The sequence below is a fragment of the Streptomyces sp. NPDC021100 genome (genome assembly GCF_044333095.1).
Taxonomy (GTDB): domain Bacteria; phylum Actinomycetota; class Actinomycetes; order Streptomycetales; family Streptomycetaceae; genus Streptomyces.
On the sequence record NZ_JBIRQH010000025.1, the window covers coordinates 98,518 to 109,041 of the forward strand.

Below are 10,524 nucleotides of genomic sequence, written 5' to 3' on the forward strand. Positions count from 1 at the left end.
CGGACCCCTGGTCCCCGACGGACCCTGGTCCCCGACGGGCACCCACGTTCACGTTTCCCCAACGGGCGTCCGGTCCCAGTGGGTGTCTGGCTCCCAACGGCCACCCAGCCTGGCGGCGGGTACGCGCCCCGCGCGTGGAACACCCGCCCTCCTAGCCGGTCCGTCCTGGGGCTGCGCGGCGGGTGGAGGAGGGCTCCACCTGTGCAGGCAGGGCTGTCCGCCCGGGACCGGGCGGCCGGTGGGGGCCGGGAGAGGGCTCTGCTTGCGCAGGCCGGTCCTAGCCTGGGGGCTTGTGCGGCCGGTGCGGCGAGAGAGGGCCCCGCCTGCGTACGCCGGCCCGGCCCGGGGCCTCGCGGTCGATGGGCCAGACCAGGCCCACCCACCCCCGCACGCCGGCCCGGTCTTGGCGTGCCGCCTCGGCCGCCTCGCCCAGCCCGCTCAGCCTCGCGCGGGCCCCCGCCCAGCCCGGTCGACCCGCCCGGCTCGCCCGGTCAGGCCGATCCCCGGCCCCAGACCCCATATCGCCCCGCAGCTCCCGGCAGGCCCGGCAGGCCCACCAACCCCGGAAAGCCCCGGAAAGCCCCGGAAAACGCCAGCAAACGCCGGCACCTTCACCCCACCGGATCCGCCGGATGCGGAGCCATCGGCAGCAGCGAAGCCATCCGCTCCTCGCACAGCTCCACCAGCCGCGCGTACCCCTTCTTCCCCATCAGCTCCATCAGCTCCGCCCGGTAGCTGACGTACACCGGCTCACCGGCCCCGTGCGCCGAGCGCGCGGAGGTGCACCACCAGTGGAGGTCGTGGCCGCCGGGGCCCCAGCCCCGGCGGTCGTACTCGCCGATGGTGACCTGGAGGATCTGGGTGTCGTCGGGCCGGTCGATCCAGTCGTACGTCCGCCGGACCGGCAGCTGCCAGCACACGTCCGGCTTGGTCTCCAGCGGTTCCCGGTCCTCCTTCAGGGCGAGGAGGTGCAGTGCGCAGCCGGCGCCGCCCGCGAAGCCGGGGCGGTTCTGGAAGATGCAGGAGCCCTTCCACCGGCGCGTCTGCCGTTCGCCGTCCTCGTCGAGCTGCGTCCAGCCGTTCGCCGAGGTGCCCTCGCCGTGGAACTGCCAGACGTCGGGGGTGAGCCGCGCCACGTGGCCGGCCACCCGCCGCTCGTCGTCCTCGTCGGAGAAGTGCGCGCCCAGCGTGCAGCAGCCGTCGTCCGCCCGGCCCGCCTTGATGCCCTGGCAGCCGCTGCCGAAGACGCAGGTCCACCGGGAGGTGAGCCAGGTCAGGTCGCAGCGGAAGACCTGTTCGTCGTCGGCCGGGTCCGGGAACTCGACCCAGGCGCGGGCGAAGTCGAGCCCGACCTCGTCGGGCGCGCTCTGCTGCCGGGCGGGCTTCACGGCGGGCTTCGCCTTCTTCGTCTTTGCCACACCTCAAGCCTATGTGTCCCCACCGGTCCCAGTAGCGTGCACGGCATGAGACTCGGTGTCCTGGACGTGGGATCGAACACGGTCCACCTGCTGGTGGTGGACGCGCACCCCGGCGCGCGCCCGCTGCCCGCCCACTCGCACAAGGCCGAGCTGCGTCTGGCGGAGCTCCTCGACGGCTCCGGGGCCGTCACCGACGCCGGCGTCGAGCGGCTCGTGGACGTCGTCCGGGACGCGCTCCGGGCGGCCGAGGACAAGGGCGTCGAGGAGGTCCTGCCGTTCGCCACCTCCGCCGTCCGCGAGGCGCCCAACGCGGACGCCGTCCTCGCCCGCGTCCACGAGGAGACCGGCGTCCGGCTGTCGGTGCTCTCCGGGGAGGAGGAGGCGCGGCTCACCTTCCTCGCCGTCCGCCGCTGGTTCGGCTGGTCCTCCGGCAAGCTGCTGGTCCTCGACATCGGCGGCGGCTCCCTGGAGATCGCCTACGGACAGGACGAGGACCCCGACGCCGCCGTCTCCCTCCCCCTCGGCGCCGGCCGCCTCACCTCCTCCCGCCTCCCCGACCCGGTGCCCGGCCCCGAGGACGTCCGGGCGCTGCGCCGCCACGTCCGCGCGGAGATCGCCCGGACGGTCGGCGACTTCGCCCGGCTGGGCGCCCCCGACCACGCGGTCGCCACCTCCAAGACGTTCAAGCAGCTCGCCCGCATCGCCGGCGCCCCGGGCTCGGCCGCCGGGCTGCTCGCCCAGCGCGTCCTCACCCGCGAGGCGCTGGCGGACTGGGTACCCCGGCTGGCCGCCATGACCCCCGAGGAGCGGGCCGCGCTGCCCGGCGTCTCGGCGGGCCGGGCCCCGCAGCTGCCGGCCGGGGCGCTGGTCGCGGAGGCGGCGATGGACCTGTTCGGGGTGGACGAGGTCGAGCTGTGCCCGTGGGCGCTGCGGGAGGGCGTCATCCTGCGACGACTGGACCACCTGCCCGCCGTGTGACGGGCGGTCGTACGCTGTCCTTCGTGACAGAGCCAGTGGTGCGCATCCCGGATGCGAAGGTCGCCCTGTCCACGGCCTCGGTCTACCCGGAGTCCACGGCGACGGCCTTCGAGATCGCCGCCCGTCTGGGCTACGACGGCGTCGAGGTCATGGTCTGGACCGACCCGGTCAGCCAGGACGTCGACGCCCTGCGCAGACTCTCGGACTACCACCGGATTCCCATCCTCGCCGTCCACGCGCCCTGTCTGCTGATCACGCAGCGCGTCTGGTCGACCGATCCGTGGGTCAAGCTCCAGCGGGCGAAGTCCGCGGCGGAACGGCTCGGCGCGAGCACGGTCGTCGTCCACCCGCCGTTCCGCTGGCAGCGCTCCTACGCCCGGGAGTTCGTGCGCGGCGTCTGGCGGATGGCCGACGAGACGGACGTCCGCTTCGCCGTGGAGAACATGTACCCCTGGCGCTACCGGGACCGCGAACTCCTCGCCTACGCGCCCGACTGGGATGTCACCAAGGACGACTACCGGCACTTCACCGTCGACCTCTCGCACACGGCGACGGCCCGTACGGAGGCGCTCGACATGATCGCCCGAATGGGTGACCGGCTCGCGCACGTCCACCTCGCCGACGGCAACGGCTCCAACAAGGACGAGCACCTGGTCCCCGGGCGCGGCAAGCAGCCCTGCGCCGAGCTGCTGGAGCGGCTGGCGGTCAGCGGTTTCGACGGGCACATCGTGGTCGAGGTCAACACCCGGCGGGCCATGTCGGCCGCCGAGCGGGAGGCGGACCTGGCGGAGGCGCTGGCCTTCACCCGGCTGCACCTCGCCTCGCCGACGGGCGCGGCGCGGCCGTGACCGCGCCCTCGCCTCCGCCCAGACGGCGCGGCCGGCCGCCCCGCGCGGAGGCCGGGAACGGTCCCGGCGCCCGGGAACGCATCGTCGCCGCCGCCCGCGCGGAGTTCGCCGAGCGCGGCTACGACAAGGCGTCCATCCGGGCCATCGCGCGGGGCGCGGACGTCGACCCCGCCCTCGTCCACCACTACTTCGGCCCCAAGGAGCAGGTGTTCGCGGCCGCTGTCGAGGTCGCCTTCGCACCCGCCCTGCCCGCGCCGGACGTCCTGCTGGAAGGCGACCGGGAGCACGCGGGCGAACGCATCACCCGTTTCATCCTCGGAGTCTGGGAGAACCCCGTCACCCGCGAGCCGGTGCTCGCCATCCTCCGCTCGGCCGTCGCCAACGAGACGGCCGCCGGCGTCTTCCGCGACCTCGTCACGCACCGGCTGATGCTGCGGATCGCCGGGGGGCTGGGCATCCCGGACGCCCAGTTGCGCTCCGAGATCGCGGCGGCGCATCTGGTGGGGGTGGTGATGCTGCGGCATGTGATCAAGGTGGAGCCGCTGGCCTCGGCGGAGTTCGACGCGGTGGTGCGGATGGTGGCGCCGGCGGTGCAGCGGCATTTGGAGGGGGGTGGGTAGGCCCCGGTCCCTCCCTTTCGCCGTTTCCTGGGGCTGCGCCCCAGACCCCGCTTGTCGCGGCTTCGCCGCTCGTCCTCAAACGTCGGACGGGCTGGTGGCGGGACCCGGGCGCATCTCACATCCCGGAAACCGTGTCCGGATCACGGATCCCCCACGTACCCTCGAACCCACACCACGACGAGCGGAGCGAACATGCCCGAGCTGAGGTCCCGTACCGTCACCCACGGCCGCAACATGGCGGGCGCCCGAGCCCTTCTGCGCGCCGCGGGTGTAGCGCGCGAGGACTTCGGCAAGCCGATCATCGCGGTGGCGAACAGCTTCACGGAGTTCGTGCCGGGGCACACCCACCTCCAGCCGGTCGGCCGGATCGTCTCGGAGGCGATCAAGGCGGCGGGCGGCGTGCCGCGCGAGTTCAACACCATCGCCGTGGACGACGGCATCGCCATGGGCCACGGCGGCATGCTCTACTCCCTCCCGTCCCGCGACCTGATCGCCGACTCGGTCGAGTACATGACCGAGGCGCACTGCGCGGACGCGCTGATCTGCATCTCCAACTGCGACAAGATCACGCCGGGCATGCTGATGGCCGCCCTCCGCCTGAACATCCCCACCGTCTTCGTCTCCGGCGGCCCCATGGAGGCCGGCAAGACGACGCTCGTCGACGGCACGGTCCGTACCAACCTCGACCTGATCAGCGCCATGTCGGAGGCCGTCTCCGAGTCCGTCTCGGACGAGGACCTGGCCCGTATCGAGGAGGCCGCCTGTCCCACCTGCGGCTCCTGTTCCGGCATGTTCACCGCCAACTCCATGAACTGCCTCGTCGAGGCGCTGGGCCTGGCCCTCCCCGGCAACGGCTCGGTCCTCGCCACGCACACCGCCCGCAAGGAGCTGTACGAGGCCGCGGGCCGCACGGTCGTCGAGATCACCCGCCGCTGGTACGGGCAGGACGACGCGACGGTCCTCCCGCGTTCCGTCGCCTCCCTCGCCGCCTTCGAGAACGCGATGGCCCTCGACGTCGCCATGGGCGGCTCCACCAACACCGTCCTGCACCTGCTGGCCGCCGCCCAGGAGGCCGGGCTCGACTTCGGCATGTCGCGCATCGACGCCGTCTCGCGCCGCGTCCCCTGCGTCTGCAAGGTGGCGCCCAACGGCTCGTACCACATGGAGGACGTGCACCGGGCCGGCGGCATCCCCGCCATCCTCGGCGAGCTGCACCGCGCCGGGCACCTGCACGAGGACGTGCACAGCGTGCACGCCGACTCGCTCGCCGAGTGGCTCAAGCGCTGGGACGTGCGCGGCGGTTCGCCCGCGCCCGAGGCCGTCGAGATGTTCCACGCCGCCCCCGGCTGCGTCCGCTCGGCCGAGGCGTTCTCGCAGTCCGAGCGCTGGGAGACGCTCGACCTCGACGCCGCCAACGGCTGCATCCGCGACACCGCCCACGCCTACTCCGCCGACGGCGGCCTCGCCGTCCTGTACGGCAACCTCGCCGAGGACGGCTGCGTCGTGAAGACCGCCGGCGTCGACGAGTCGATCTGGACGTTCGAGGGCCCGGCGGTCGTCGTCGAGTCCCAGGAGGAGGCGGTGGACGCCATCCTCACCAAGCGCGTCAAGGAGGGCGACGTGGTCGTCGTCCGCTACGAGGGCCCCAAGGGCGGCCCCGGCATGCAGGAGATGCTCTACCCCACCTCGTTCCTCAAGGGCCGCGGCCTCGGTGCCAAGTGCGCGCTGATCACCGACGGCCGCTTCTCCGGCGGCACCTCGGGCCTGAGCATCGGCCACGCCTCGCCCGAGGCGGCGTCCGGCGGCACGATCGCCCTCGTCGAGGACGGCGACCGCATCCGCATCGACATCCCGTCCCGCACCATCGAACTGCTGGTGTCCGACGAGGACCTGGCGGCCCGCCGCGCGGCCCTCGGCGGCGTCTACGCGCCCCGGAACCGCGAGCGCAAGGTGTCGCAGGCGCTGCGGGCGTACGCGGCGATGGCGACCAGCGCGGACAAGGGCGCAGTGCGGGACGTCGCCAAGCTGGGCTGAACCTCCGTTACCGCGCACCCGGGTGATCCGCGCGGGTCGCGGAGCATGGAGGGCGGCGGCCGGGCCAAACGTTCACTCATGGCACCGAGTGGACCCGACCAGGACCGTACGGACGACAACCTCTCCGGTTACGCACGCCCGCCGCGCCGCGCCGCCCTGCTGGCCGTCTGCGGCGCGGCCGCGGCCGGCCTGCTCCTCGCCGGGTGCGGGGACGACGGCGGGAAGGCCGGCTCCCCGTCGGCCGGCGCCTCGCCGTCCGGCTCCCGGGCGCCGACGGTGACGGGCCCGAGCCCCGCCCCCGAACGGCCGCTCACCACGGACCAGGCCGAGCGCAAGGCACTGGTCCCGGCCGCGAAGGCCGGCTGGGAGCGGGCCGCCCGGGCCGCGACCGGCGACGTCGCGGGCAGCAAGCTCCTCGCCGTCGAACTGAAACGCGCCCCGGACGGCGGGCCCGAGTGGCACGCCGAGGTCGCTACGGCCGACGGAACGTCCCACTCCGTCGTCGTCGACGGCGTCACCGGCAAGGTCGTGAAGTCGTCCGCCGACGCCGGCCAGGACAGCGCCGACACACGCGAACGCGCCGACCGCCTCAAGGCCGTCCGCGCCACCCCGCACGACGCCGCCGCGACGGCCACCGACCGGAGGAAGGGGACGGTCACCACGCTCGAACTGGAGACCGGCGACGAAAAGACCGGAGGGGGCAAGAAGCTGATCTGGAAGGTGGATGTCGTGACCCCGAACGACTGGAACAAGACCACGTACGACATCGACGCGACGGACCGGGCGGTCCTGCGGGAGCACGCCGACCACGACTGACGGCACTGGGCCGCGACGGACGGCACTGGCTGCGACGGACGGCACCGGGCCGCATCGGACGGCACCGGGCCGCATCGGCCGGAAGCGCGCCGCACGCGCCGGCCCGATCGCACCGGATCGACCGCTCCGCGACGGCCGGCACCGCGCGACGGCCGGCACCGCGCGGCGACCGGCCTGCCGCGCGACCGGCCGGCCCGCCGCCGTACGTCAGGCCACCGGCCCCAGCGGCGGTGGCCCCTCGACGCGGTGCAGCGCTCCGGTCAACGCCAGTGCTCCGGCTCCCGCCCGTTCAGCGCGAACACCGTCCCGTCGGGCGCCGAGCCGTACACCTTCCCGCGCGCCGCCACCGGCGGCGGCAGCACCCCGGGGAAGCCCTGCCCGGCCTTGGCCAGCCGCGGCTTCGTCTGGCCGAGCAGCTCGCCGCCGAGCGCGTCCACCGCTATCAGCCGGCCGTCCGCCGCCGAGAAGTACACCCTGCGGTGGTCGGCCACCAGGGCCGACGCGTTGGCCACCGACGTCTCCGTCCGCCACAACTGCAACCCCCGCTCGGTGTCCACCGAGGTCAGCCCGCCGTCGTTCGACAGCACGTAGACGGCGTCCCGCCGCGCCACCGCGCTCGCCGCGATCACCGGCGCGCTCAGCAGCACCCGCCGCTCCCGCCGCGCCGACGGGTCGTAGCGCACGACGGCGGAGACGCGGTTGTCCGCGTCGGCGGCGGTCAGATAGAGCCCGCCGTCCCACCGGGCGCCGACGACGGACAGGTTGCCGTTCGCCGTCCACTGCCACAGCGTCTTGCCGGTGAGCGGGTCCACGGCGACGATCCGCGTGGACCCCCCGTTGTCCGACGGCGTGACGGCGTAGGCGGGGCCGGTGCCGTAGGAGGAGAAGACCGGGGTGCGGAAGCCGGGGATGCCGTGCCGCCACCGCTCCTTGTGCGTCCGCGCGTCCAGCGCGGTGACCGTGCCGTCGTCGGCGACCAGCAGGACCGTGTCCTCCGCGAAGGAGACCCGCCCCGCGTACCGCGACACGTCACCGGACCAGCGCTGCCGCCCCGAGGCGGCGTCGAGGGCGAGCAGCCGGTGGCCGTCGGCGGACAGGACGTGCACCAGGCCGCCGGCGACGACCGGGGCCGCCGGTGCCGCGTCCGCCCGCCGGCCCGCCTCCTCGCGCCGCCACGCCACCGTGCCGTCGTAGCTGTTGATCCGGACGGCGAGCAGCCCGGGAGCGGAGCAGTACAGCGCCTCCTCGGAGTGGTCGCAGAAGGCCGGACGGGCCTCGCCGGGCTTCCCGGGCGGCTTCCCCGGCAGCGGGATCTGCCAGGGCTGCCAGACGGTGCTCGCGGCGCTGGCCCGGGTCTGCAGCGGCTCGTCCTCGGTGTCGGCCTCCCGGACGGCCCACCCGGCGCCGACGCCCAGCGCGACGGTCGCCACCGCCCCCACCGCGAACCATGTGACGCGCCGCCACCGGGACCGCACCGGCGCCGGCGGCTCCTCGTCCCCGCCACGGGCCGTTCCCTGGGCCGGGAGCCGGGCGGGATGGGTGACCGGAGTGTCCGCCCGCGCGGGCCGGGCCTCCGCCCGGGGCGGGCGCAGGGCGCGACGGGGCGGCCGGGGCGGCGGCTTGTACGGGACGTCCGGCAGCCGGGGCGCGGCCTCCGGCAGCCAGGCGGGGGCGAGCCGCCCGCCCGGCGCGGGTTCCGGCAGCCGGGACATGATGACGTCCGGCGTCGGCCGCAGCCCGGGATCCTTCGCCAGACAGTCCCTGAGCAGCGGTACGAGGTCCTCCGGCACCCCCGCCAGCTCCGGCTCGTCGTGCACCACCTGGTACGCGACGAGGTACGGGCTGTCGGACGCGAACGGCCCGCGCCCGGTCGCCGCGTGGACGAGCACCGAGGCGAGCGCGAACACGTCGGCGGCCGGGCCGACTTCGCGCGGCCGCTGGAACTGCTCGGGCGCCATGAACGGCGGGGTGCCGACCAGCTTCCCCGTCTCCGTCCGCAGCTCGCTGTCGTACGGCCGGGAGATGCCGAAGTCGATGACCTTCGGCCCGTCCTCGGAGAGCAGGACGTTGCTGGGCTTCAGATCGCGGTGGACGACCCCGGCCCGGTGGATGTCGCGCAGCGCCTCCGCGAGCCCCGCCGCCAGCCGGCGCACCTCGTCCGCGGGCAGCGGGCCGTTCCGCTTGATGTACGCGGCGAGGGTCGGCCCGGCGATGCACAGCGTCGCCATCCACGGCCGGTCGCAGTCCGGGTCGGCGTCCACGACCGGCGCGGTGAACGCGCCGCTGACCCGGCGGGCCGCCGCCACCTCCTGCCGGAACCGCGCTCTGAACTCCGGGTCCGCCGCGTACTCGGCGTGCACGACCTTGACGGCGAGCCGCAGCCCCGAGGGCGAGTGGGCCAGGTGGACGACCCCCATGCCGCCCGCGCCGAGCCGACCCTCCAGGCGGTACCGGCCCGCGTACTCCGGATCCTCCGCTTCCGGGCCGTTCCCGGTATCGCGCAGCGGCGGCATTCCCCACCCCCGTGTCGTGTCGGCCGCATAGGCGGCTTGCGGAGCCTAATCGATGGGGCACCTGATGCCCGGGAGGACGTGCCCGACCTTGCTAGCCTGCGCATGTCATCGGCCCGTCAACAACAGTCTTTTGACGGTCATTTCGAAACAGGGGAGGGCGCACCATGGCCAGCGGAGAGATCGTCGAGGAGCAGGACCGGAGCGCGGCCGAGAACGGGACCGTCGTCACCGAGGCATCGTCCGCGTCATCCATACCGTCCGTCCAGGCCGCGGCGGACGCCGTTTTCTACGCGCTGGCCCCCGGCTACCAGGTCAACGTGCGCAGCGGGCCCAGCACCAGCAGTCAGCTGGTCAAGATCCTCCCGCAGAACACGCGCGTCGCGATCCGCTGCCAGACGCGCGGCGAGACCGTCTCTGGGCCCTGCGGTACGACGAACATCTGGGACAACATCGCGCCGGGTCAGTATGTATCCGACGCCTATGTGAAAACCGGAAGCAGCGACTTCGTGACGGTGCGGTGCGCGTGACGATCGATATTGATCGACACTGACTCGGGGTGCCACCGGGTCAATAATCGGCGCATGAGCACCCAGAAGCGGACAACGCCCCCCGCCGGCCCGCCGGAGCCCGAGCCCATCCGGTTCTTCGGAACGACCTGGGTCGAGCACGACGGCGGATACGCCTGGCGCCGCGCCGCCGTCGCCGCCGGCGGCCTGGCCGCCGCCGTGGCGGGCACCCTGGTCCTGCGCCTCGGGTATCAAGGGCTCGCCATCGCCAAGGTGGGCGGACTGGTGAACACGATCGTGGTGGTCGGGGTGGCCGTCTGTACGGCCCTCGCCTTCCGGCGCACGTGGGAGGGGTTCGTCCGGGGCGGGGAGAAGCGGGGAGAAAGAGGGGGCGGGGAGTCCACCCAGTCCCTGATGGTGATCGGCTTCATCGGCGTCTTCCTCGCCTGGTCCCTGCGAGCGTTCCAGGAAGCCCCCGGAGAGAAGCTGCACCGCCGGGAGTACGAGGAGCGGTCGCGGCGCGCGGGGGAGAAGCGGGCCGCGCGGGGCGGCAGGAAGCAGCGGTGAGGGGCGGGCGCGAGCACTGCCGAACCTCGTGTAGAGTTCTCCGAGTTGCCACGGCATCCGCGAGGAAGCCGGGGTGGCACTTCACGCCAGCTCGGCGGGATCCACTACTGCACGGCCCTTGAACGGGACTGATTTCGGCATGCCGGAATTCGGTTCGGTTTGAGACCCAGGCGCCGATTAGGCGCCGCCGGGGAAATCCGCTAAAGTAGTGATCACGCCGGAAG

General features: G+C 73.8%; 9 protein-coding genes. 7 read left to right on the top strand and 2 right to left on the bottom strand.

Going from position 1 to position 10,524, the window contains the following annotated elements:
- Positions 1 to 611: 611 nt before the first annotated feature.
- Positions 612 to 1,418, bottom strand: coding sequence for a hypothetical protein (locus tag ACH4PU_RS31855; protein WP_398279903.1), 807 nt, complete (start codon positions 1,416 to 1,418; stop codon positions 612 to 614).
- Between the two features lie 45 nt (positions 1,419 to 1,463).
- Between ACH4PU_RS31855 and ACH4PU_RS31860 the strand changes: the two genes are divergently transcribed.
- The 5 genes from ACH4PU_RS31860 to ACH4PU_RS31880 all read left to right on the top strand — a co-directional run bounded on the left by ACH4PU_RS31860 (position 1,464) and on the right by ACH4PU_RS31880 (position 6,714).
- Positions 1,464 to 2,396, top strand: a complete 933-nt coding sequence (locus tag ACH4PU_RS31860) for a Ppx/GppA family phosphatase (protein WP_398279906.1) — start codon at positions 1,464 to 1,466, stop codon at positions 2,394 to 2,396.
- Between the two features lie 35 nt (positions 2,397 to 2,431).
- A complete protein-coding gene (locus tag ACH4PU_RS31865) occupies positions 2,432 to 3,244 on the top strand; it encodes a sugar phosphate isomerase/epimerase family protein (RefSeq protein WP_398279941.1) in 813 nt (270 codons plus the stop codon).
- A complete protein-coding gene (locus ACH4PU_RS31870; RefSeq protein ID WP_398279909.1) occupies positions 3,241 to 3,864 on the top strand; it encodes a TetR family transcriptional regulator in 624 nt (207 codons plus the stop codon). Before ACH4PU_RS31865 ends, ACH4PU_RS31870 begins: the two co-directional genes overlap by 4 nt.
- Positions 3,865 to 4,056: 192 nt before the next feature.
- A complete protein-coding gene (ilvD, locus tag ACH4PU_RS31875) occupies positions 4,057 to 5,898 on the top strand; it encodes a dihydroxy-acid dehydratase (protein WP_398279912.1) in 1,842 nt (613 codons plus the stop codon).
- Positions 5,899 to 5,976: 78 nt separating this feature from the next.
- Positions 5,977 to 6,714 (top strand): PepSY domain-containing protein, encoded by a 738-nt coding sequence (locus tag ACH4PU_RS31880; RefSeq protein WP_398279915.1) that lies wholly within the window; start codon positions 5,977 to 5,979, stop codon positions 6,712 to 6,714.
- 260 nt (positions 6,715 to 6,974) lie between these two features.
- Here the strand turns inward: ACH4PU_RS31880 and ACH4PU_RS31885 are convergent, their stop codons facing one another.
- On the bottom strand, positions 6,975 to 9,227 hold the full coding sequence (locus ACH4PU_RS31885) for a PQQ-binding-like beta-propeller repeat protein (protein WP_398279918.1): 2,253 nt from the start codon (positions 9,225 to 9,227) through the stop codon (positions 6,975 to 6,977).
- Between the two features lie 164 nt (positions 9,228 to 9,391).
- On the opposite strand from ACH4PU_RS31885, the gene ACH4PU_RS31890 reads away from it, so the two are divergent.
- Together ACH4PU_RS31890 and ACH4PU_RS31895 are read left to right on the top strand one after the other, a co-directional pair.
- Positions 9,392 to 9,754, top strand: a complete 363-nt coding sequence (locus ACH4PU_RS31890) for an SH3 domain-containing protein (RefSeq protein ID WP_398279921.1) — start codon at positions 9,392 to 9,394, stop codon at positions 9,752 to 9,754.
- Positions 9,755 to 9,808: 54 nt separating this feature from the next.
- Positions 9,809 to 10,300 (top strand): EamA/RhaT family transporter, encoded by a 492-nt coding sequence (locus ACH4PU_RS31895; RefSeq protein ID WP_398279924.1) that lies wholly within the window; start codon positions 9,809 to 9,811, stop codon positions 10,298 to 10,300.
- Positions 10,301 to 10,524: the final 224 nt, after the last annotated feature.

Bases quoted from the DNA above. Each gene is read 5' to 3' on its own strand.
- ACH4PU_RS31880 (WP_398279915.1), top strand. From the start codon at position 5,977: ATGGCACCGAGTGGACCCGACCAGGACCGTACGGACGACAACCTCTCC.
- ACH4PU_RS31895 (WP_398279924.1), top strand. From the start codon at position 9,809: ATGAGCACCCAGAAGCGGACAACGCCCCCCGCCGGCCCGCCGGAGCCC.
- ACH4PU_RS31890 (WP_398279921.1), top strand. From the start codon at position 9,392: ATGGCCAGCGGAGAGATCGTCGAGGAGCAGGACCGGAGCGCGGCCGAG.
- ACH4PU_RS31885 (WP_398279918.1), bottom strand. From the start codon at position 9,227: ATGCCGCCGCTGCGCGATACCGGGAACGGCCCGGAAGCGGAGGATCCG.
- ilvD (WP_398279912.1), top strand. From the start codon at position 4,057: ATGCCCGAGCTGAGGTCCCGTACCGTCACCCACGGCCGCAACATGGCG.
- ACH4PU_RS31860 (WP_398279906.1), top strand. From the start codon at position 1,464: ATGAGACTCGGTGTCCTGGACGTGGGATCGAACACGGTCCACCTGCTG.